18 protein-coding genes, 1 tRNA gene and 1 other RNA gene are annotated in these 22,431 nt (G+C 44.9%); 12 read left to right on the top strand and 8 right to left on the bottom strand.

Features of this window, described 5'->3' with window-relative positions; genetic code table 11:
- Positions 1–192 precede the first annotated feature (192 nt).
- The 8 genes from hemW to RTP55_RS09375 all read left to right on the top strand — a co-directional run bounded on the left by hemW (position 193) and on the right by RTP55_RS09375 (position 8,036).
- On the top strand, positions 193–1,341 hold the full coding sequence (gene hemW, locus RTP55_RS09410; RefSeq protein WP_312385753.1) for a radical SAM family heme chaperone HemW: 1,149 nt from the start codon (positions 193–195) through the stop codon (positions 1,339–1,341).
- Positions 1,342–1,419: 78 nt separating this feature from the next.
- Positions 1,420–2,205 carry a TatD family hydrolase gene (locus tag RTP55_RS09405; RefSeq protein WP_312385752.1) on the top strand — a complete coding sequence of 262 codons (786 nt, stop codon included), beginning with the start codon at positions 1,420–1,422 and terminating at the stop codon, positions 2,203–2,205.
- A 363-nt stretch (positions 2,206–2,568) separates the two neighbouring features.
- A complete protein-coding gene (locus RTP55_RS09400; RefSeq protein WP_224054094.1) occupies positions 2,569–3,270 on the top strand; it encodes a TetR/AcrR family transcriptional regulator in 702 nt (233 codons plus the stop codon).
- Positions 3,271–3,367: 97 nt separating this feature from the next.
- Positions 3,368–4,030: a prepilin-type N-terminal cleavage/methylation domain-containing protein gene (locus RTP55_RS09395; protein WP_312385749.1), complete on the top strand. Its 663-nt coding sequence runs from the start codon at positions 3,368–3,370 to the stop codon at positions 4,028–4,030.
- A complete protein-coding gene (gspI, locus tag RTP55_RS09390; RefSeq protein ID WP_312385747.1) occupies positions 4,027–4,449 on the top strand; it encodes a type II secretion system minor pseudopilin GspI in 423 nt (140 codons plus the stop codon). The genes RTP55_RS09395 and gspI overlap by 4 nt, the downstream gene beginning before the upstream one ends.
- Positions 4,446–5,258 (top strand): type II secretion system minor pseudopilin GspJ, encoded by an 813-nt coding sequence (gene gspJ, locus RTP55_RS09385; protein ID WP_312385746.1) that lies wholly within the window; start codon positions 4,446–4,448, stop codon positions 5,256–5,258. The genes gspI and gspJ overlap by 4 nt, the downstream gene beginning before the upstream one ends.
- Positions 5,259–5,284: 26 nt before the next feature.
- On the top strand, positions 5,285–6,508 hold the full coding sequence (gene gspK, locus RTP55_RS09380) for a type II secretion system minor pseudopilin GspK (protein WP_312385744.1): 1,224 nt from the start codon (positions 5,285–5,287) through the stop codon (positions 6,506–6,508).
- 229 nt (positions 6,509–6,737) lie between these two features.
- Positions 6,738–8,036: an NCS2 family permease gene (locus RTP55_RS09375; protein ID WP_007115249.1), complete on the top strand. Its 1,299-nt coding sequence runs from the start codon at positions 6,738–6,740 to the stop codon at positions 8,034–8,036.
- A gap of 59 nt (positions 8,037–8,095) precedes the next feature.
- On the opposite strand, the gene ssrS is transcribed toward RTP55_RS09375, so the two are convergent.
- A non-coding RNA gene (ssrS, locus tag RTP55_RS09370) (6S RNA) lies at positions 8,096–8,294 on the bottom strand.
- A gap of 290 nt (positions 8,295–8,584) precedes the next feature.
- Here ssrS and gpmI point away from each other — a divergent pair.
- On the top strand, positions 8,585–10,207 hold the full coding sequence (gpmI, locus tag RTP55_RS09365) for a 2,3-bisphosphoglycerate-independent phosphoglycerate mutase (protein ID WP_312385740.1): 1,623 nt from the start codon (positions 8,585–8,587) through the stop codon (positions 10,205–10,207).
- 23 nt (positions 10,208–10,230) lie between these two features.
- Positions 10,231–11,748, top strand: a complete 1,518-nt coding sequence (locus RTP55_RS09360) for a S41 family peptidase (RefSeq protein WP_312385739.1) — start codon at positions 10,231–10,233, stop codon at positions 11,746–11,748.
- Positions 11,749–11,808: 60 nt separating this feature from the next.
- Here RTP55_RS09360 and cysE read toward each other — a convergent pair whose 3' ends face one another.
- The 4 genes from cysE to dnaE all read right to left on the bottom strand — a co-directional run bounded on the left by cysE (position 11,809) and on the right by dnaE (position 17,793).
- Positions 11,809–12,735 (bottom strand): serine O-acetyltransferase, encoded by a 927-nt coding sequence (cysE, locus tag RTP55_RS09355; protein ID WP_409418435.1) that lies wholly within the window; start codon positions 12,733–12,735, stop codon positions 11,809–11,811.
- 119 nt (positions 12,736–12,854) lie between these two features.
- The gene (locus RTP55_RS09350) at positions 12,855–13,691 is read right to left on the bottom strand and encodes an RNA methyltransferase (protein ID WP_312385737.1); all 837 of its coding nucleotides are present in this window, start codon (positions 13,689–13,691) and stop codon (positions 12,855–12,857) included.
- A gap of 24 nt (positions 13,692–13,715) precedes the next feature.
- Positions 13,716–14,060 carry an Hpt domain-containing protein gene (locus tag RTP55_RS09345; RefSeq protein ID WP_312385736.1) on the bottom strand — a complete coding sequence of 115 codons (345 nt, stop codon included), beginning with the start codon at positions 14,058–14,060 and terminating at the stop codon, positions 13,716–13,718.
- Between the two features lie 172 nt (positions 14,061–14,232).
- Positions 14,233–17,793 (bottom strand): DNA polymerase III subunit alpha, encoded by a 3,561-nt coding sequence (dnaE, locus tag RTP55_RS09340; RefSeq protein ID WP_312385734.1) that lies wholly within the window; start codon positions 17,791–17,793, stop codon positions 14,233–14,235.
- Between the two features lie 148 nt (positions 17,794–17,941).
- Here dnaE and RTP55_RS09335 point away from each other — a divergent pair.
- Positions 17,942–18,017: transfer RNA gene (locus RTP55_RS09335), tRNA-Arg, on the top strand.
- A gap of 78 nt (positions 18,018–18,095) precedes the next feature.
- Here the strand turns inward: RTP55_RS09335 and RTP55_RS09330 are convergent.
- Positions 18,096–18,497 carry a hypothetical protein gene (locus tag RTP55_RS09330; RefSeq protein WP_060995430.1) on the bottom strand — a complete coding sequence of 134 codons (402 nt, stop codon included), beginning with the start codon at positions 18,495–18,497 and terminating at the stop codon, positions 18,096–18,098.
- A 310-nt stretch (positions 18,498–18,807) separates the two neighbouring features.
- On the opposite strand from RTP55_RS09330, the gene pdxA reads away from it, so the two are divergent.
- Entirely contained in the window at positions 18,808–19,860 is a 1,053-nt protein-coding gene (pdxA, locus tag RTP55_RS09325; protein ID WP_312385731.1) for a 4-hydroxythreonine-4-phosphate dehydrogenase PdxA, read from the top strand.
- A 107-nt stretch (positions 19,861–19,967) separates the two neighbouring features.
- Here the strand turns inward: pdxA and RTP55_RS09320 are convergent, their stop codons facing one another.
- Together RTP55_RS09320 and RTP55_RS09315 are read right to left on the bottom strand one after the other, a co-directional pair.
- Positions 19,968–20,780 carry a M23 family metallopeptidase gene (locus RTP55_RS09320; RefSeq protein WP_076774145.1) on the bottom strand — a complete coding sequence of 271 codons (813 nt, stop codon included), beginning with the start codon at positions 20,778–20,780 and terminating at the stop codon, positions 19,968–19,970.
- A gap of 262 nt (positions 20,781–21,042) precedes the next feature.
- Positions 21,043–22,365 carry an MFS transporter gene (locus RTP55_RS09315; protein WP_312385729.1) on the bottom strand — a complete coding sequence of 441 codons (1,323 nt, stop codon included), beginning with the start codon at positions 22,363–22,365 and terminating at the stop codon, positions 21,043–21,045.
- Positions 22,366–22,431: the final 66 nt, after the last annotated feature.

Here is a 22,431-nt window from a genome sequence, read left to right as displayed (position 1 = left end):
AAGTTCATGCCTTCTTTGTTTCAACCCCGCTTAAAAGTGTTGAGAGTGGGGTTAAATAAAATCAAAATAAAAGTTTGGGGCTATGCTACCATTGTTATTTTTTAAAGTATAGCCAAATAGTAGCGATTATCATCAAAAAATTGTTGGCTATAGCGTGTCAAATTATCAATCGAATGAATTAGTTACTGATTAATGCCAAATCCAAACCTTATCCCTTTGTCGCTTTATATCCATATTCCTTGGTGTGTTAAAAAATGTCCGTATTGTGATTTTAACTCACATGAAAGCCGTACACCGATTGATTTTGTAGGCTATGTCGATGCACTGTTAGACGATTTAAAAACCCAACTAAGCTTTGTACAAGGGCGCAAGATTTCCACCATTTTTATTGGGGGAGGCACGCCATCGCTGCTGCCGATTGCGCAATATCGGCAGCTTTTTGCGGGTATCAATGCTCAGTTAACACTGACTGACGATTGTGAAATCACCATGGAAGCCAATCCTGCCACCGTGGAGCATGCGCCATTTCATGAGTATTTAGCGGTGGGTATCAATCGGTTGTCGCTCGGTGTGCAAAGTTTTCAAACCCAAAAACTTGCTGCCTTGGGGCGGATTCATAACCCGCAGCAAGCGCTTTTAGCCATTGCCAATGCCCAGCAAGCAGGGTTTAAAAAGTTAAATGTCGACTTAATGCATGGCTTGCCCAACCAGACATTGGCAGACGCCCTGAGCGATTTGCAGCAAGCGATTGATTTGGGCGTTTCGCATATTTCGTGGTATCAGCTCACCATTGAGCCCAATACCGTGTTTTATCGCAATACGCCGATTTTGCCTGATGACGAGATATTGGTGGATATTTTTGAGCAAGGGGCTCAGCTTTTGCAAGCCAATGGGTTTGTGCAATACGAAGTGTCGGCATGGTCAAGACAGGCAGATTTTCAGCCCAGTCAGCATAATCTCAACTATTGGCAGTTTGGTGATTATCTGGCGATTGGGGCAGGCGCGCATGGTAAAGTCACGCGGCCTGATGGCATTTACCGGTTTAGCAAATCCCGTTTACCAAAAGATTATAGGATTAATCAGTCAGCGATAGGTTGGCAAGCCATTGAGCCTGCTGATTTACCGTTTGAATTTATGATGAATGGGCTGCGGCTAAAAAATGGCGTGCCCAAACAGTTTTGGACACAGAGAACAGGCTTGGCATGGTCAGTCATTGAGCCACAATTGATAAAACTACACAATCGGGGGTTGGTTGAGTTAAGCGGTGACCATATCCACTGCACAGCGCAAGGGTTTTTATTTTTAAACCAAGTGCTGCAAGAATTTTTACCCGATGATTAACGCTTTGACGGTGCATTTGATTGAATTTATGCGCCGCAGCCTTATTTAAGCGTCAATCAATTAAAAAAAGAGAGTGATATGTTTACCGATACCCATGCGCATTTAAACCGTTTGGATTTAGAAAAATATCAAGGTGATATCCGTCAAGCCTTACAAGCTGCCAAGGATGCGAACGTGCAGCGGATTATGGCGATTATGTGTGAGCTGGATGAATACGATGCTATTTATGAGATTATCAATACAAAAATTGACGGGCTGACGCTTGGGATGAGTGTGGGCGTGCATCCCTGCGAAGACCTTGCCATGCTAAAAAGTGCAACGGTTGAGACACTCGTTGAAATGGCAAATCAGCCACATGTTTGGGCGATTGGCGAGACGGGGCTAGATTACTATTGGTCAACAGAAAATAGCGGCGAGCAAAAAGCCAGCTTTGCCCGCCATATTCATGCCAGCCAGCAGCTAAAAAAACCCATTATCGTCCATACCCGTGAGGCGAAACACGATACATTGGACTTATTAAAAGCAGAAAAAGCCGAGCATGGCATTATTCATTGCTTTACAGAAGATTATGAGACCGCCAAAAAAGCCTTGGACTTGGGTTTTTATATTTCTTTATCAGGGATTGTGACCTTTAAAAACGCCACTGAATTACAAGCAGTGGCGAAAAAACTGCCTAAAGATCGCATTTTGATTGAAACGGACAGCCCATATCTGGCGCCAGTGCCCAAACGCGGCAAATCTAATGAGCCTGCTTTTGTGCCCTATGTGGCGGATTTTCTCGCCAAGCATTATGACATGCCAGTGGATGAGTTCGCCCATTTAACCCATCAAAATTTTGATGCATTATTACATCAATACGCTTAAAAATAGTTAACGAAATCTTTATACTTTGTTAAGTAGGTAATAAAATTTATGTGATAAAACATTTGGCAATGACTCATCAGTCATGTATCATACATAACAACCTTGCTCCTATGTTACTAAGCAAAGTTACTAAGCGAGGTTGCTAAGCTAGGTTACTAAGCGAGGTTATTAAGCTGGGTTACTATGCGAGGTTATTAAGCTGGGTTACTATGCAAAGTTACTATGCGAGGTTATTAAGCGAAGTTACTAAGCAAAGTTACTAAGCAAGCATTTTTTTATCATTTAACAGTTGTGCGTAGATGGGTTGATGTAACGGGTCTCGTCAACAATAGGGGCTACTAGAACAGACTGATGGAGTAATCAATGAGTCGTCAACAACAATTCAAAAATCGTGAAGAAGTCATATTGGCAGTTGCCGAGCAGTTGCTATTAGAGTCTGGGGAAGGTGATATCACCTTAGATAGTTTAGCGGAGCAGCTAGACTTAGCCAAAGGTACGCTTTACAAGCATTTTACCAGCAAAGATGAATTGTTTTTACGCATCATTATCCGTCATGAGCAACAACTACTTGCGCTGAGCGAAGTCGGGGATTGTCCTGCCGCAGGCGTGGCACGTCTTACCCTGTTTCAACTCATCAATCCGCAAAAAGCCATATTACTCAACCAAATCGAAGAACGCTTAGCCAATTCTGCCGTAGGGCTTAATAAGCTTTTTTCGCAGTTGTATGAAATTCGCCGTGAACGCATGAAGCGATTAATCAATACCACGGCTGAATACCTGCAATCGCTACACAGCACCATGAGTACCCGAGACTATCTGTCAACCATTTGGGCGATGGGTCAAGGCGGTGCAGGACTGCTGAATTCTAGTTTTTATCAACGCTATCTCGGTCGCCGCGATACGCTACGTTTTGCGCTAGTTCAGCATATTTTAGACATTCCCAAGCAATACCCTGCTGCGGTACAATCAGTCGATGCGCCTACTGGGGCGAACCTACCTAGCAATTCTACTGATACGGCAACTTCACAGACTGAGTCAAGCCTAACGCCACGCAATGTCAAATAATAAATGTCAAATACTAGATGTCAAAGAATACTAGTTAACTATCATCACCCCCGGTTAAGCTTTATAAACTATCCCTATTTTGTCTGAGTGCATGACGATGCGATTGCTGTTTGGTCGGTCTTGTAAAACTTTCACTCCCGCACCCAGTGCGATGGGTGGGCAACAAGGTTTTACCTTAATCGAAATCATGGTGGTCATCGTCATTTTATCTATTTTTGCTGCGATGATGAGCTTATCGGTAGGGGGTAGTGAAAATCGTAGAAACGCAGCTTTTTATGAGCGTCTGACCAGTAATCTTGATTATGTACGTCTGTTATCAACAGAACGCATGCAGCCCTATGGGTTGGCAATCAAACTGCCGCAAAATGACACGCCGAATCAGCTAGTGGTGGTTAAATTAGAAAACGCTTTTACTAATTCTCAAAGTGCTGTTGGCAATGCCAATGCCGCAACAACCTCGCAACCTGCGCCACCCCAATGGGTGATAGAAAAACAAATTCCACCGCTAGATGTGCCAGACAACCTTGCCGTCAAAATCCGCCCACTCGATAACCCATTTAACACCACCGCCGCCCAAAATACCCAACCCACCGCCAACTGGTTAAGCGGCAGCGAAGCACCGCCTGTGGTATGGTTTGGGACAGGTGAGGCGACACCCGTGCAAATCAGCATCCAAAAAACCAATGCCGACAAACAAACCTTTGCGGTTGGCAATCCCATCATCGTCAACCAAGCTGGGGCAATAGAGGTGGCAAAATGACTATTGCCACCTTAAATAGACTGGCTATCAGACAGCATCAGCAAGGATTTACCTTGCTTGAAGTTATGGTGGCATTAGCGATTTTGGCGGTGGTTGCGATATCAGCCAGCCAAGCCAGTCGCAGTTATGTGCAGTCTGTCGATAACATGAAAACGCGCACCTTTGGCTATTATGTGGCACAAAACACGCTGGCAGAATTACGACTACAAAAAACTTGGCTCACCGCGTCCGATACGCGGCAAATCACCTCGCAAGGCCGTCAATGGCAAGTGGTTATCTCACCGAAAACCACACAAACCAGCCAAGGCTTTGTCCAACCCATTCATATTCGCGTGGCACCTATTGTCGATGGCAGCGCAAAAAAAGACGTGGTGGATATTGATGCGGTGCTGGTAAAGGATATGGGGACAACGCCGTGAGCCGTTTTTTTATTGATTGCTCTGCTGCAACAGCAGCGCATAAAACATCCCAGCAAGGCTTTACCTTAATCGAGCTGATGATTGCGTTGGTGATTTTTGCCATGCTGGCATTGGCGGGATGGCAGATTATGGATAGTCTGACTAAAAGTCGTGAGCGCGGCTACCAACATCAAAAATCATTATCACAGCTTGATTATGCTTATTTACAGTTGTCGCAAGATTTGGCGCAAACCAGCAATTATGTGGCGGTGCCAATCCTATCAGCGACTGACAATAATACGGCATCGGTCAATAGTGCCGCTATGACGCCAACTTTTGTATTAAATGCGTCACAAATAAGTTTTATCCGTTTTGCCGCGCCCGATCCGCGTTATCAGCCGTCACCTATGCTAGCAAAAATACAGTATTCGGTGGCGGGGGAAACACTGACAAAACGGCGTTTTTACCAGTTAGACGACAACAACGAAACCCCTGCAACCAGTGTATTATTGACAGGTATCAAGGATGCCAGTTGGCGAGCATTGACGCCTGATGCGGTGAGTGTGTTTCCAGATGAAGCCACGCTGCAAAAAGTTCAGCAAATACAAGCGCAAAAAAACACCAATCAAACGGCCAATGCTTCAACCAACCCGATTCCTAACACGCCTGATAACACAACAGATCAAAATGGCAATTTGCAAAACAGTATAGACTTGACGCCTTATCAGCAGTTACCACGCGGCATCGAGCTTAATTTTAGTTACCAAGGCGAGCCGATTACTTGGCGATTTGCATTACCCAGTACTCCGCCAAACGCGCCCAACCCATAATTCAATCAAATTTTAGCAAATACACCATGCCAACAAACCGCTCTCCGTCTAAAATTTTTGCAAATGTTGCCATAGCAAGCCACCCATATCGGCATGGGCAACAAGGGATGGCGCTATTGACTATTTTGTTGTTGGTGGTGGCGATTACCATCGTGGCAGGCAGTATGCTTGCCAATCAAAAAGTGATGATTCGAGAATTTGAGCTGACCAAAGGTCAAGGGCAGCTTAAAGAATATGCTTTGGCAGGGGAAGCTATGGCGACCAATTTGATTGCGCAAGACAGCCAAGTCAACCAAGTCGATAGTTTAACAGAGGCTTGGGCAAAACCGCTGGCAGAGCAAACCATGAATCAAGCCAAAGTCAGTATTAAAATCGACGATGACGCCAGCCGTTTTAATATTAACAACCTGTATCATGATGGCAAAGTGGATGATACGGCACTGGCTTTTTTTCAAGCGCTGTTACAAGCCAATGGCTTATCGCCCAATATTGCGATGGCGGTGCTCGATTGGCAAGACCCAGACAGTGACACTCTTGCCGACGGTGGCGCAGAAGCAGCGTATTATCAAAGTACGGGCAAAAAAATGGCGATGGGTATCGCTAACCAGCCTTTTATCTCAATCAATGAATTGCAATATGTGCGCGGTATGGATAGCGAAGCATTGCAAAAATTAGCCCCGTATCTGACCGCAGTGCCATATTATCTGCCCATGAATATCAACACAGTGAAGCCCGAACTATTAAGCATACTGGTGAATTCACCTACCGTAACCAGCAGCAACCATCGGCAAGGCTCAAACCGTTCGGACAGTGATGACACCCCACAATCTGGGCAAGACACTAGCGCAGCTTCAAATGTGACGGCTACCCACCAAATCGACGATACAGCAATCACCAATTGGGCGAATGCCCGAGAAAACAATCTACCGGTGCAAAACTTGACTCAATTGTGGACAGTACCAAGTTTTGCCAACATTGACGAGCGTAACAAAGCACGCATCGCCAAGCTGTTATCCACCCAAAGTCAAAGTTTTCGCGTCGTTGTCAGCGTCAAAAGTGACGACAAGCAGCTTTTTTTGCATAGCCAAATCGCTAAGATTTTACCTGAAACTCACAATGACCCAGCAGCTGCTTCTAGTGTGTCAGCGACGCCCATGCCAGCACCAGTCAATACGCAAAATGGCACGCAAAATAATACGCCGCCGCAACTCATCACTTACAACCGCCAATTTTTACCCTTTGCCCAATAACGCAGCAGCGCAATAAATTGGCTTTAAAACTCTCAGTTATTTTGTCTTTATTTTAATCAGTTATTTGTTGCTGACGTATTCTAGGGTAAAATAGGGGGTTTGCTTGGGCGCTGTTGAATGACAATGGGGCAGAAAACGGGCACAAAAGCGTTGTCTACACAACGGATACACATGCAACCTAGATGTAACCTAGACGCATAAATTGGATGAATAAATTGGGTGAATATAGATGAATGTAATCGAGCGCTATTTTGGCATAGATGGCCGCAATACAACGATAAAAACTGAAATTCTGGCAGGTCTGACAACCTTTTTGACCATGGCTTATATTATTTTTGTCAATCCCGACATGCTGGCAAAAGCCGGGATGGATAAAGGGGCCGTATTTGTGGCGACGTGTCTAGCCTCAGCGCTGGGCTGTTTTTTGATGGGATTGATTGCGCGTTTGCCCGTGGCATTGGCACCTGGCATGGGTTTGAATGCGTTTTTTACCTTTACTGTGGTCTTGGGGATGGGTAAAAGTTGGCAAGTGGCGTTGGGGGCAGTATTTATTTCAGGCTTGCTCTTTGTGCTGATTAGTGCCTTTAAACTGCGTGAATGGATTATCAACGCGATTCCCTATACCCTTAAACAAGGTATCGTGGCAGGGATTGGGGCGTTTTTAGCGTTTATTGCGCTTAAAAGTTCGGGCATCATTGTGGCGAGCCCCGCCACGTTTGTGACGATGGGCAAACTCACTGATTTTGGTCCTGCGATGGCAATTTTGAGTTTTTTTCTGATTGTCGTATTTGTGCAGCGTAAAGTCCCTGCTGCAGTGATGTTGTCAATTTTAATTGTGACGGTGATTAGCTTGTTGGCAGGGGAAACCCATTACTCAGGGATTGTATCAATGCCGCCATCGATTGCACCGACCTTTATGCAGTTAGATATTGCAGGCGCGCTTGATGTGAGTATGGTTAGCGTGATTTTTGCCTTTTTATTTGTGGTGTTATTTGATACATCAGGCACATTAATCGGTGTGACCAAAAAAGCCGGGTTAATGTCTACCGACGGTCAAATCCCGAATCTAGGTAAAGCCTTGTTTGCTGACTCAACGGCGGCTGTGGCAGGGTCATTGCTAGGGACTTCATCGGTAACGAGTTATGTAGAGAGCACAGCTGGGGTGGCAGCGGGCGGACGCACCGGTTTGACCGCGATTGTAGTGGGTGTGTTATTTTTATTGGCGTTATTTTTTGCGCCATTGGCTGGGATGATTCCTGCGTATGCGACGGCAGGGGCGATTTTTTATGTCGCGGTATTGATGTTATTTACGCTGCGTGAGATTGATTGGGATGACTTGACCGAAGCATCACCTGTCGCGGTAGTGCTGCTGTTGACGCCGCTTACTTTCTCAATTGCGGATGGGATTGCGTTAGGTTTTATTACCTATACCATTGCCAAATTGGTGAGTGGGCGTTATAAAGAAGTTAGCGCTGCGGTTTGGGTGTTAACGGTGATTTTATTGGCAAAATTGATTTTTTTGAGTTAATCAATCGCTGAGCAAAAAAAACCATCTAGCCGAATTGGGTTAGATGGTTTTTTATTAAATTTTGGTCCAGAGTACCGCTGTCTATGTGAACCCATGAACTGTAACGTTCAGGGTGGGTATGGCAACCACTCTTAAGGCTTCCTGAATCATCGCAGCGTAGCTGGATGCAGGCTTGCACAACAAGTGAAAAGAACGCATACCCTTATATAAATTATCAGCTCAGGTAAAACCATAAACTGGCGAATACCCCAGATGCACTCATTGTAGCAGATTACCTAGGATGATGCAAAAGCTCGCTCATTAATTCAATGATTGATTAAATTAATCACACTTGACGGTCAAAATACCATTCAAATCGTCAAAACACATCACAAGGTTTTTTGTTGTCATCATATTGCTTAATATCGCCTAGCAGTTAACAGGCTTTGCAGTTAACAGAATGACGCAAAATCAGGGTTAAAGAGATGGAGCGAGCTATGCTATAATTTTCAAAATTTTTTTAATACTAGTTTTGTATTTTCCTTATTTTAGCTTTTCTAGAGGCAACAATGAATCAAGCATCTAACTCGGTTACCCATCAATCGACGGTTAAAAAAATCCCCCATGTGTTGATGATTTTAGATGGTTTTGGGCATCGCGAAGATCAGCGTGATAATGCGATTGCCGCAGCGCATACCCCAAACCTTGATTATTTGTATCAGCATTATCCCCATGGCTTGATTTCAGGATCAGGTGAAGACGTGGGTTTACCCGCAGGGCAGTTTGGTAACTCTGAAGTCGGGCATATGAATTTGGGGGCAGGTCGTATTTTGTACCAAGACTCTACCCGTATTCACAAAGAAATCCGCGAACAGCAATTTTTTAGCAACCCTGCATTAACCGAAGCGGTGCAGCTTGCCAATAACCGACAAGCCAATGTGCATATCATGGGATTGTTATCCGATGGGGGAGTTCATTCGCATCAAGATCATATTGTCGCGATGGTGGAGCTGGCATTGCAGCAGGGTGCAAAGCAGGTCTTTATCCATACATTTTTGGACGGTCGTGATACGCCGCCTAAAAGTGCGGACAATTATGTTGCACAATTAGAACAAGCGCTTGCCACACTTAATGAAAAATATGAGGGCACGGCTTATTTGGTCAGTCTTATTGGTCGCTACTTTGCGATGGATCGGGATAAACGTTGGGATCGGGTACAGCAAGCGTATGATTTGCTGACCCAAGCCAAAGCAGAACGGGTGGTGCAATCAGGTACTGAAGCGATTAGCGCAGCGTATGGCGCAGGTGAAAGTGACGAGTTCGTCAAACCGACTTGGGTGCGTTATGCTAACCAAAACGCTGATTTTGGTACTATCCAAGACAATGACAGTGTGATTTTTATGAATTTTCGTGCCGACCGTGCCCGTGAAATCACCCAAGCATTGGTATCATCTGATTTCGATGGCTTTACGCGTGAAAAATTGCCAACGCTGTCAAAATTTGTGATGCTGACCAAATACTCCGATGAGTTACAAAACAATGGCGTGACCAGTATCGCCTTTGAACCGACATCGCTAACCAACACCTTAGGCGAGTATTTGCAATCGCAAGGCAAAACCCAACTGCGCATTGCTGAAACCGAAAAATACGCCCACGTGACTTTCTTTTTTAGTGGTGGGCGCGAAGCAGAATTTGAAGGGGAGCAGCGTATTTTGGTCAACTCGCCTTCGGTTGCTACTTATGATTTACAACCTGAAATGAGTGCGCCAGAAGTCACTGAAAAATTGACCCATGCCATCAATTCCGGTTCGTATGATGTACTGATTGTGAATTATGCCAATGGCGATATGGTAGGGCATACAGGTGTGTTCGATGCCGCTGTCAAAGCCGTCGAAACGTTGGATAACTGTGTGAAAACCATTGCCGATTGTGTGATGGCCAATCATGGGCATTTGCTGATTACCGCTGATCATGGTAATGTTGAGCAAATGCAGGATTATGATAGCGGACAGGTACACACCCAGCACACCACAGAGCTAGTGCCATTTATTTATGTCAATGAGCAAGCGCCTGATACCGTGCACATTCGCACGGGTGGTAAGCTATCGGATGTGGCGCCAACCCTATTGGACTTAATGCACCTTGCCAAACCTGCCGAAATGACAGGTGAAAGCTTAATTGTAGCAAACTAACAGTTAATGGGTACAACTATCGTATGGTAACGCAGCGTCTGAAATCACTATCCAACCCTACTTTCAAAAGACACATTATAGCGCTGGCATTGTGGGGGATAGGGTCATTGGGTTATGCTGCTAACCGACCGACTGTCAGTGCGCCTGTCAAACCACCGGTCAAATCTGCTACCTCAGTTGCGGCAAAAACCAATAAAACGGCATTAAAACCTGCAATCACTCAGGCGATTGCGAGTACTAATCCTACTGCCGTGCCCGTTAGTGCGGTGAATGCACCTAATGCTGTACCAGATGGCGCTGATTATGATAATTCGACGGATGACGGCGCTGACGATGGCGGGGAAGTGGATATTACGTCAACCACGCCTATGGTGACTAATCCAGCTACTCAGCCAAACCTAGACACTCAGCCCATCGCGCCAGCTTCTGGGCAAATCCAGCAAGTGGCGTTGGAGGCGGTATCACCCGTCACAGTCGAAAAATTTGTCAAAATGATTGATATCATCCGTCAAAACTATGTGACGAATGTCGATGATGAATCCCTGTTTGCCAATGCGATGGCAGGCACTTTAGCTGGTCTCGATCCTTATTCTGAATATCTGGATGCAAACGCGTTTGAAAACTTAAGGTTATTTACCGAAGGCGATATTGGTAGTATTGGTGTGAGTGTGAGTTTTCATGCCGATGTAGATAGCTGGGTGTTTGATGATGTGCTGCCCAACTCGCCTGCTGCAAAAGCGGGTATTCAGCGCGGCAATTATTTGCATCAAATCAATGATAATAAGCTGGACAGCACGCGAACCCCACAAGATGTCGATCAGCTGCTGACAGGCATCGCAGGGACAACGGCTCGCTTGTTAGTCTCGGATAAAGGTCGTCGTAAACATCTGGTGGTGGTGCAAAGAACCTTGGTACAACAACAAGCCATGAGTGCCAACATCATTAATGGTGTTGCGGTGGTGCAAATCCCTGTGTTTCAAAACAATACTCAGCAGCAATTTTTAATGGCGCTCACCAAATTAAATCAGCCGTTTAACGTGCTGGTACTCGATTTGCGCAATAACCCAGGTGGCGTGTTGTCAGCTGCCAATGATATCGCAAGCTTATTTATGAACGATAAAGTGGTGGTGCAGATTAAAAATCGCCAGGGCATACAAGAGGTGATGCGCACCCACGGCAAAGCCCAGTTTGCCGATTTACCGTTGGTGGTGTTGCAAAATCGTTATTCTGCTTCGGCGGCTGAAGTATTAGCCAGTACGCTACAAAACAACCAACGAGCTAAGGTGTATGGCGAAACCAGTTATGGTAAAGGCTCTATCCAAAGCATTGTACCCATCAATGATAACGAAGCGGTAAAGCTAACGGTCGCGCATTATTACTCAAGTAAAGGCGACAAAATTGATGGCGTAGGCGTCAAACCGGATGTGACTTTGACGGGTGCAGAAACGAGTTGGCAAGATCAGGTATTAGCGGATTTGCAAACCACCAAACGAAGCAACCAATTTTTACTTAAACCTACGCCAACGCCTCAGTCTTTTTAAGCTCATCACCTAAGCCGTCACCCAATAATCTGTCATATTTATCATCGGGTGGAATTTATTTTACAATTCATCTTCCATAAAAAATTGCGGATCGACGGCATCCAAATCACGCACATCAAGTTTGGTATAGTGTTTTTTGCAGAAATTTGGATCCAATTTGCACATCGCACTTTGCAATTCATCAAGGCGCGCTTCAGACTGGCGAATGTGCTCGAGCATTTTGATAAAAGTCATTGCCACAGGGTCTTGGGTGTTGGGGTCAATCCCATATTGATGAAAAACGCCCGCTTGCTCTAACTTAATTTTATTGCAATCATCCTCATTGGTAGCAAAGGTATTGATAGAGGTTTGTTCAACCGATTTTATCTGCTCAGCATCGGTTGTTTTTTCGATGACGGTTTTTTCGATATAATCGTCAGCTGGGGTTACCCCATTATTTGCCAAGCTATCAAGCCCCATTTGCTCGGCTTTGGCTTTATCATGAATCAAACGCGCGGCACCGCCTACCATGGTCGCACCGGCAGGCACTTCTTTGACAACCACAGCATTGGAGCCGATTTTGGCATATTTACCCACGGTAAATCCGCCTAATACTTTTGCGCCTGCACCGACAACCACGCCATCTTCCAGCGTGGGGTGGCGTTTGCCTTCATTTAATGATACCCCACCGAGCGTGACGCCGTGATACAAGGTGACGTCATCACCGATTTCAGCAGTTTCACCAATGACCACGCCCATGCCATGGTCAATAAAAAATCGACGCCCAATTTTTGCTGCAGGGTGAATCTCAATCCCGGTCAAAAATCGATTGCCAAAGGATACAAACCGTGCCAAGCCTTTGTTATTGTGTTGCCACATACTGTGAGCGACGCGGTGAATCAAAAGCGCATGGACGCCAGGATAAGTCAACAGCACTTCAAGGGTGTTACGTGCCGCAGGGTCACGGTCAAACACCGCTTGGATGTCCTCTTGTAATTCTGCTTTGATGGTCTGGGTTTTTTTGGATAAATTTTGGATGACGGACAACATACTGACTACCGATTTTAAAAATTTTAAGTGATTATGATATCACGAACTCATCAATTGCTTGAAAATTTTAAACAAGCTTAGGATTTAAGTAATTTTGCGATGGTGGCTTGCAGTAACTGATATTCTTTGATATCAAGCTGTAATCTACTAAGAAGTCGATTAATACGCTGAGGCATCACTTTAGATTGGGCAGGATTGTATATATCTAAATTCTCCAGCAATGCCAACAGCCTATTTTCTAGCTGTAAACGCTGCTCATTTGAGATAGGCGGCTCATCCCACTGCTGGCGAAAAGTCAAATCAATGGATTTTTCAGCCGCTGTTTTTGCCGTCAATGCCAATTCGGCGGTTTCGTAAAAAACGCTGGCAATCACTTGAACCGCAGCCGCCACATTTAACACCCCATACTCAGCATTGGCAGGAATTTGAATATGGTAGTCGGCCAGTTGCAGCTCTTCATTTGTTAAACCCCGATCTTCACGGCCAAACACAATGGCAAGTTGCCAATTGCGATGCGGAGAGTCTGTCATTAAATCGTCAAGGTTTTGAAAATTAGTGACCATCAATTCAGCCGCTTGTCGGGGCGATAACACGGGTCTTGGAATATGGCGTTGGCGACTACTGGTAGCAATTACCCAGTGGCAATCTTGCAGGGCTTGCTCAAGGGTGTCACAAATGGTCACAGCGTCTAAAATTGCTTTGGCACCTGCGGCATGGGCATAGGCATCTTCGTCAATCGGTAGTTTGGGCGCCACTACCGTGAGCTGCGTTAGTCCCATGGTGTGCATGGCACGGGCGGCAGAGCCAATATTGGCAGGCAAGGTGGTATTCACCATCACAATGCGAATACCGGCTAAAAATGCCGCAAGGGTTGAGAAGGGTTGCGGAGAAGCGTTAGTGTCAGTCGTTACCATGGGTTGTCAAATTTTAGTCAGTCGTTACGCAATAAGCGATTGTATTTGGTCATTCACTGCATGGCATTCCGCTTTGATTTCTTCAATCAATTGTTCATGTTGGTGGATATGACCCGTGCGGCAGATTTCTTGCAATTTATAACAAAGTTCGGTCAGCTCGGTAGCGCCAAGGTTAGAGCTAGCGCCTTTTAAGCCGTGCGCTGCATTATACCCCAAACGGTTGTCTAAGGTGGCATAAGCTGTCTCCATTTCCGATAAACGTTGTAAGCTATCTTGCATATAAGTATGCATCAAATCGACAAAATCTTCGTCAAGTAACGCTCTTAATTCTTCAAACTGGGACAAGTTGATATGGGAGGGCTGAGTCATGAGAGTTTCCTGTTGATGGGGCATTGAATAAAACATCATTGATTAAATTTGATTGGCTTATTTTAGCCCATATCTCATTGAATTTTATCAAAACTTTGATGAAAGTCAGTTTAAGGGATACAAACGTTTATCGCATGATGGGTTTATCGGCTAAATTCACCAAAATCAGACGCTAACTAAAATGTAAATGCAAATCTTCTTCATTGACCAAGCTTTTGAGTTTGCCAAAATTCTCTTCTGTCGGCACAATTTGCCAATGCGTTGGCATATTAAGATGGGCGATCGCATAGTCGTTATACACACATAGGTTAATCGGTACCCCTAATTGACCCGATGCATTGGCGGGCTGACTGTCCGCAAATTGGGCATTGTCGGCTGGGTGATTAAACTGATGCGATAAATAGTGAATTGTTGAGTGATTGGCGGTCGCTAACAATTGCTGTATCTGTTCAAACAACGCCATATCATGACCTGCAATTTTGATGCTGATTTTTTTGAGCCAGCGTTTGCGCGCATCGGTTAAGGTCATTACCTCTTGTAGGCTGGCATAAAACGTGCCATCGCGTTCACGAATAGAGCCGTCGATAATTACCACGGTTTCCACTTTAAGCTTATCTTTCACGCGTGCAAAGCGCTCGGCATAACAACTCACTTCGATACGACCTGTACCGTCATCTAAGGTAATCACTGAGCGATTACCAAAGTTTGCGACATCAAGTATCAAGCCTGCAAAAAATACGGTTTCGCCATAGCTGGTTTCGCTCAAATCACCCAATGTCTTTGGCGTATAGCGTTTTAACTCATCGCGATAACTATCAATCGGGTGACCGGTCAGATAAAGTCCTAGCGTGTCTTTTTCGCCTTTTAAGCGTTCAGCATCTGTCCAGACAGGCTCACGGGGCAATGGGGGCGGCGCAGTGACTTCTTGTATATCGCTAAATAAATCAATCATCCCTAGGCTGTCATTGCTACGCTGTTGCTCGGCTGCTTGTACCGCTTTTGGCAATTCGGCAAGTAACGCGCCACGGATGTGATAAGCTTCATCCGCAGGCAAATCAGGTCGTAATTTTGGCGCAAAACTATCAAAACAGCCTGCTTTAACCAATGCTTCAAGGGTGCGTTTATTGACTTTTCGCGTGTCAACACGGCGGCAAAAATCATACAAATCGGTAAACTCACCGCCCGCGTTTCGCGCTTCCACGATAGACTCTACGGCACCTTCACCGACACCTTTGATACCGCCTAACCCATATACAATGGTCGTCGGGTTAATCGGCACAAACGCCCAATTGGAGTGGTTAACACTGGGATTTTCTACTTTTAAACCAAAATTTTCGCGGCAATCATTGATAAAAAACACCACGCCATCGGTATTATTCATATCCGAGGTGATGACTGCCGCCATAAATTCGGCAGGGTAGTAGTGTTTTAAATAGGCAGTTTGATAGGCTAACACGCCGTATGCCGCTGAGTGTGATTTGTTAAACCCGTAGCCGGCAAATTTTTCCATCAAATCAAACACGCCGCCTGCAAGTTTATCATCGATGCCCTGACCAATAGCCCCTTCCACAAAAATACTGCGCTGTTTTGCCATTTCTTCGGGTTTTTTCTTACCCATCGCACGGCGTAGCATATCGGCACCGCCTAGACTATAGCCTGCCATCGCTTGCGAGATTTGCATTACCTGTTCTTGATAGACAATCACTCCATAGGTATTTTCCAGTATCGGCTCAAGTCGGTCATGGTCATAGATGACCTCTTCGCGGCCGTGTTTACGGTCAATGTACATATCGACCATCCCGGCATCTAGTGGACCTGGACGGTACAGCGCACACATGGCGATAACGTCTTCAATATTGGTCGGTTTAAGCTTGGCCAAATATTTTTTCATGCCGGTACTTTCAAGCTGGAACACAGCGGTGGTATGGGCATCTTGTAGCAGGGAGTAGGTGGGCTTATCATCTAAGGGTAAAGTCTCAAGATCAAGCGGCGGCTGTTGCTCTTTAGCGCGGCGTGCATTGATATTTTTAACCGCCGCATTAATCACCGTTAAATTGCGCAGACCCAAAAAGTCAAATTTTACCAAGCCAACTGCTTCTACATCGTCTTTATCAAACTGACTGACGGGATGACCCTCTTCATCACAATAGATGGCGCTATAATCGGTGATTTTGGTCGGCGCAATAAGTACGCCCCCTGCATGTTTACCAACACCCCGGGTAATCCCTTCCAGCCGTACCGCCATTTCCCAAATCTCATTGGCATCTTCATAATCCATGTTGTCAGGATTGTTAAGCAAATCTTTGAGTTGCGGTTCGGCTTCAACCGCTTCAGCCAGCGAAATACCAGGGGTTTTAGGGATGAGTTTGGAGATTTTATCAGCCAGACCATACGATTTACCTTGAACGCGCGCGACATCACGCACCACCGCTTTTGCCGCCATCGTACCAAAGGTGATGATTTGGGATACCGCTTCTCGTCCGTATTTTTGCGCCACATAATCAATGACGCGGTCGCGACCTTCGATACAAAAATCGACGTCAAAGTCTGGCATGGATACCCGCTCAGGGTTCAAAAACCGTTCAAACAGTAGGTCGTATTCTAGCGGATCTAAGTCGGTGATATTGAGCGAATACGCCACTAAAGACCCCGCGCCTGAGCCACGACCAGGACCTACAGGCACATCATTGGCTTTTGACCAGCGGATAAAGTCCATGACGATTAAGAAATAACCGGGGAAACCCATATTCAAAATCGTCGTGAGTTCAAACTCCAAACGCGCCTCATACGGCTTGCGTTTTTCGGTCCAGCTGTCGTCGCGCTTTTCGATGGGGTAGAGTTTTTCAAGGCGTTTTTCTAGACCTTCTTGGGCAGTGCGCCGAAAGAAAGTTTCAATGGTGTCGCCTTCAGGAATGGGGAATTCGGGTAAATCGTGATGACCCATAGGAATAATGACGTTACAGCGTTTTGCCAAATCCAAGGTGTTGTCAATCACCTCTGGCATGTCGCTAAACAGGGCAATCATCTCATCTTGGGTTTTTAAATACTGCTCAGAGGAATAATCACGTGGGCGATTGGGGTCGGCAAGCACTTGCGAATTGGCGATACACACCCGTGCTTCATGCGCTTCAAAATCATCTTCTGTTAAAAAACGCACGTCATTATGGGCGATGATAGGCACATCAAAGGCATTTGACATGCGAATGGCTTGCTCGATAAAACGGTCTTCGTTGGCACGCTGGGTGCGTTTAATGGCAAAATAGACACGATCGGCAAATGTGGTTTGCCAGTGTTGTAGTAGGCTATCGGCTTTTTCTGGGTGACCTGATAACATGGCTTGACCGACGTCTGATTTTTCGGTGAACAGCACAATCACCCCTTCACTGCGCTCAAAAATCCAGTCATGCTGAATAATCGGTTTGCCCATTACTTGACCATCGACAAAGCCTTTTGACACGATGTTGGTCAAATTCTTGTAGCCGACTTGGTTGCTGGCAAGTAGCGTTACCGTCGTACTATCATTTTCAAGCCAGACTTCAGAGCCGATAATCGGCTTGATACCGGCATCCAAGCAAGCTTTATAAAATTTGACCGTGGCATACAGGTTTGATAAATCGCTAATGGCAAGCGCCAGTTGGTTATCGGCTTTGGCAGCTTTGACCAGCGCTTTGATGCGTACAATCGAGTCAGTGATAGAAAATTCGGTGTGAATACCAAAGTGTACAAATGCCATGGATTGCCTTTATCGCGGTTTATCTTTAGCCCACTATTATACTATGAATTGCAAAACTGCGAACCTACAAAATCAGCAACAAAGTGCCTAAAAAGTATCAGTGGACGCTAAGCATTTACCATTTAATATGATAAAATAGTAGCCCTTTACGCCTATAGCTTAACTGGATAGAGCAGTTGCCTCCTAAGCGACCGACGTGGGTTCAAGTCCCGCTGGGCGTACCAGTTTTTTTGACATAAAAAACCCATAAAAATAAAAAAACCCAATAAAAAATTATTGGGTGTGGTTGAAAAAAGTAAAACTTAGCTTAAACGTTTGGCATTAGCGGCCACGCGGCTATAGATAGGGTGCATCCCTTTTTCTAATACATGCAGCGCTTCTTGGTTAACAGCATAAAAGAAGTTTTGCAATGAAATCGGTTGACCCAAGCTTAATTTCATACAATTTGAAAACATTAATTGCCCAATATTTTGCTGCGCAACGAGCGCTTGCCAAGCCATTTGCGTCCAAGATTCAAAAAATGCGATGGGTTTTTCAGTCACCATACGCTCCATTTCTTTCATTTCTTTGGCATTGTTGAGGGGGTTTTGTTTCGCTATCATATAGATACGGCGCTGCATGACTTGTGGTACGCGAACTGAAAAATCTTCAGATTGCTGACACATTTTTTCAACTTTTTGGTTAATATGTTCGTAGGTAGCCATAAGGACTCCATTGATAACAACAGTAAAATACAGGATTGACAGTAAAGTGTAGTGCTATTATACACTGATTTAAATTAAGTTAATAATAGCAAACTCATTGGGTATACAATAGTTACTTAACATTACGCAAATAATTAGATTTCATTTAATCAAATCATTGGTAATCGCTAACCATCATCCGCGTAATCAGGGTTTTAGTTCAACTCATGAGCATGAAACTATTTAATCAAGTTAACAATGCGCCACATGTGATAATGAATTCAAAAATATTAACTGATAGCTTTATCAGTGTTTATCAAAAGGTATAAAAATGACCATTCAAAGTCTTCCCTTAGTGATTACTTCGGGCGAACCTGCGGGTATTGGCATGGATATCATACTGATGCTTGCTGACAGACAGCAATTAAATCTGCCCAATCGCGCTGTCATTGTGTTGGCAGATATCAACGCGCTGCAAGAAAGGTATAGTGAGCTCAAACAAAAAGGCGCTGTAAAAGACGGATTGATGATTCAACAATTAGCGACGCATGAGTTACATGAGTTAAAAGATTTACCGCAAATTGCGCAACCCTCAGCGCATGATACTATTTTGGTGGTGGATGTGCCGACAGCACAACCTGTGGTAGCAGGGCAGTTAAATCCTCATAACGCGGGAATGGTCATCGCACAGTTGCAACTGGCGCATAAGCTCGCCATCAGCAAACAAGTCGCTGCAATTGTCACCGCGCCACTGCAAAAATCGGTGATTATGACTGTGTTGCCAGACTTTATGGGGCATACCGAATTTTTTATGCAGCAGTCGGGGCTGGATAAAGTGGTGATGATGCTCGCCAATAGCCTGATGAAAGTGGCTTTAGTCACCACCCATTTGCCCCTGCGTGCGGTCGCCGATGCGATTTCCCACGAAGAAGTGGCAAAAACCGTTGATATTGTCATCCATGATTGTCAGCAAAAATTTGGTCTCACTCACCCAAAAATATTGGTCTGTGGACTCAATCCTCATGCCGGGGAAAGAGGCTATCTAGGCAGAGAAGAAATTGACATCATCAATCCGGTGTTACAGCACTATCGCGACCAAGGTGTCGATATTAGTTTGGCGATGCCAGCCGATACCTTGTTTACCCAAAAGCATATCGCCACTGCCGATGCCATTATCGCCATGTATCACGATCAGGGACTGGCGCCGCTCAAATCACATGGGTTTGGCGAAACCGTGAATATCACTTTAGGGTTGCCTTATATTCGTACCTCAGTCGATCATGGCACAGCACTGGATTTGGCAGGGACAGGCAAAGCGAGTGCCGATAGTCTGTATCGTGCGATTGACTATGCCAATAACATGGCGACCGCGATTGCCCACTAATCATCCTCACCGATAATTACGCTCACAAAAAAAGCCAATCGTCATGGATTGGCTTTTTTATTGCGATATTTTAAATGGATTTTTAACTATTTTAAGCAGCTATTTAATTATTTTAAATAACTGGCAGGGTTCACTGGCGTACCCCGATATCGGATTTGGAACTCTACAGCAGGTTGATTCAAATTATTGTCCGTCCCAACGGTACCGATGGTTTGACCTGCTTGCACCGTTTGGCGCTCTTGTACAGCAAAATTTCCCAAATGCGCATAGGCACTAATGTAGTCGCTGTTGTGCTGAATCAATATCAATTTGCCATATTCTGGCAAATCACTACCGACATACAGCACCGTACCTGGCTGGCTGGCGACAACATTTGCCCCTGCTTGTCCGCCAAACCACATACCTAACGTACCTGTTTGCTGGTTAAACGGCCGCAATAGATTGCCATTCGTAGGACGTAACCAACCTTGTGACAAGCTGCTGGTTGGCACGATGACTTGGTTTGGCATCGGTAACGGGGTTGATAAGTTATTGGCTTGTCTAGGTGGGTAATAAGTCGGGTTAGACGGGCGGGATGATTGATTGACCGTCACAGGGCGAATGGTCGTTGGGCGATAAGAAGTGGGACTACTTGCTGAGGTTAAAATCAAGCGTTGCCCTGGATAAATGGTATAGTTGCTATCGAGCCCATTGAGCGCGCCAACCCGACGATAATCTAGTCCATAAGTGGTGGCGATTTTGCTTAAAGTATCGCCGTTTCTAACTATATAATAGTTGGGGACACCCCGTACATACACAGGGCGCTTATCCACGGTCGCGATCTTCTGTGAAGCACAAGCGGTCATCAACACCGCCGTACAGGCTATCGCACTGAGTTTTACCAGTTTGGGCGTGCAGAGTGTTTTATAAGTGGCAAACATAACAGTCATTCCTAGCAAGTGATACAAAAAAAATTACAACAAGTCAGGGTATAGTAACTAACTTTTAACCACTTACAAAGTAACTGGAGTTAACAACAACGTTTCTTTGCCAAACGATAACAAATAGCAACATTTTGGACTCAAATGAAAAAATAGCGCAAAACCCCTTATTTATCCATTGCTTGCCATTCATCCATTGCCTAGCATTGCTAGCTATTTATACTGACTATTTAACGGGGCGATTAAATAGGGCGATAGAGTGTTATTCATGAATCATAAAGGGCTTGGCAGGGCTATATTTTTTTAGTTTTAAAAATAGCCAAATGCCCATGATCAAATTTATCACACCGACAATCGCAAATAGCATCGGCAGGCTCACGTTAACTAGCGTCAAACAAACAATCGAAAAAATCGCCGAACCCACCATAAATACCGCATTTAAAATATTGTTGGCACCGATAATGCGAGCACGGCTTGTTTCCGGTGAATAAGCTTGCATATAAGCGTATAAAGGTACAATATAAATACCGCCTGAGAAACCCAATAAAAACAAATCGACAAACACACGAATAGCACCCTGCGTGGCAAAAATCATACCGATACTATAGTGCGCGTTGTTGGCGAGTGTCGGCAAATGCATCGCTGAAAGCGTGAAATACAAGTCAATCGCAAAAATCGTCAATCCTGCAATCCCAAAGGGCAACAGCTTTAAACTCACTTGGTTTTTAGTCAACGTTTTACATAACAGTGAGCCGAGCGCCGTACCGACAGAAAACAGCGTCAATAAAAATATCACGACGCTTTCATCGCCTAGCAAAATAGACTTGCTAAATTCAGGTACTTGGGTCAAAAACGTGGCACCATAAAACCAAAACCAACTATTACCCAAAATGGTAAACCACATAATCGGCAAACGATATAAATTGGCAATGGTTTGCCAGCTAGTACGAAAGATATTCCAGTCGATGGTCAAATCAGGTTGCGGCGCAGTCATAACGGGAATAAACCGAGAAGCCAAGTAGCCCATAACCGCCACAAAAACCGTCACCCCAGATATCCAAAATAGCGGACTTTCTAATTTCATCAATACGCCAGCCAGCATCATCCCTGTCAAAATAGCCAGTGACGTGCCCATTTGAAACAGCCCATTTGCACCCACCAACTCATCGGTGGTCATGGCTTGGGGTAGATAAGCATATTTGATAGGACCAAAAAACGTCGAATGGGTACCCATCAAAAATAACGCAACAAATAAGAGCGGATAAATCTCAAACACAAACCCAAATGCGGCAACTACCATAATCACGATTTCAAGGATTTTAATCAGCCTTGTCAGCCAAGATTTTTCATATTTATCAGCGATTTGACCCGCCAAGGCGGAAAACAAAAAAAACGGCAATACAAACAGCATCGCCGCCAGATTGTTGAGCAAACTGACACGCATCCCCAATTTTGCCGCTGCCATAAAGGTCAGTACTAAAATCAAACCTTGCTTAAATACATTGTCATTGAACGCCCCTAAAAACTGGGTGGCAAACATGGCACTAAACCGTTTGTATTTAAAAAGCGCAAATTGGGTACTCATGAGCAATCCTAGAAATGTCTGATGATGACTATCTTAACAAATATTTTACAAAGGGTTGCGAAAATG

Source organism: Moraxella sp. CTOTU47579 (genome assembly GCF_032004885.1).
Lineage (GTDB): Bacteria > Pseudomonadota > Gammaproteobacteria > Pseudomonadales > Moraxellaceae > Faucicola > Faucicola tetraodonis.
This window is presented reverse-complemented; position numbering and strand designations above follow the sequence as displayed.

Coding starts and splice junctions, on each gene's coding strand:
- hemW (WP_312385753.1), top strand. CDS start 193: ATGCCAAATCCAAACCTTATCCCTTTGTCGCTTTATATCCATATTCCT.
- RTP55_RS09405 (WP_312385752.1), top strand. CDS start 1,420: ATGTTTACCGATACCCATGCGCATTTAAACCGTTTGGATTTAGAAAAA.
- RTP55_RS09400 (WP_224054094.1), top strand. CDS start 2,569: ATGAGTCGTCAACAACAATTCAAAAATCGTGAAGAAGTCATATTGGCA.
- RTP55_RS09395 (WP_312385749.1), top strand. CDS start 3,368: ATGCGATTGCTGTTTGGTCGGTCTTGTAAAACTTTCACTCCCGCACCC.
- gspI (WP_312385747.1), top strand. CDS start 4,027: ATGACTATTGCCACCTTAAATAGACTGGCTATCAGACAGCATCAGCAA.
- gspK (WP_312385744.1), top strand. CDS start 5,285: ATGCCAACAAACCGCTCTCCGTCTAAAATTTTTGCAAATGTTGCCATA.
- RTP55_RS09375 (WP_007115249.1), top strand. CDS start 6,738: ATGAATGTAATCGAGCGCTATTTTGGCATAGATGGCCGCAATACAACG.
- gpmI (WP_312385740.1), top strand. CDS start 8,585: ATGAATCAAGCATCTAACTCGGTTACCCATCAATCGACGGTTAAAAAA.
- RTP55_RS09360 (WP_312385739.1), top strand. CDS start 10,231: ATGGTAACGCAGCGTCTGAAATCACTATCCAACCCTACTTTCAAAAGA.
- RTP55_RS09350 (WP_312385737.1), bottom strand. CDS start 13,691: ATGGTAACGACTGACACTAACGCTTCTCCGCAACCCTTCTCAACCCTT.
- RTP55_RS09345 (WP_312385736.1), bottom strand. CDS start 14,060: ATGACTCAGCCCTCCCATATCAACTTGTCCCAGTTTGAAGAATTAAGA.
- dnaE (WP_312385734.1), bottom strand. CDS start 17,793: ATGGCATTTGTACACTTTGGTATTCACACCGAATTTTCTATCACTGAC.
- RTP55_RS09330 (WP_060995430.1), bottom strand. CDS start 18,497: ATGGCTACCTACGAACATATTAACCAAAAAGTTGAAAAAATGTGTCAG.
- pdxA (WP_312385731.1), top strand. CDS start 18,808: ATGACCATTCAAAGTCTTCCCTTAGTGATTACTTCGGGCGAACCTGCG.
- RTP55_RS09320 (WP_076774145.1), bottom strand. CDS start 20,780: ATGTTTGCCACTTATAAAACACTCTGCACGCCCAAACTGGTAAAACTC.
- RTP55_RS09315 (WP_312385729.1), bottom strand. CDS start 22,365: ATGAGTACCCAATTTGCGCTTTTTAAATACAAACGGTTTAGTGCCATG.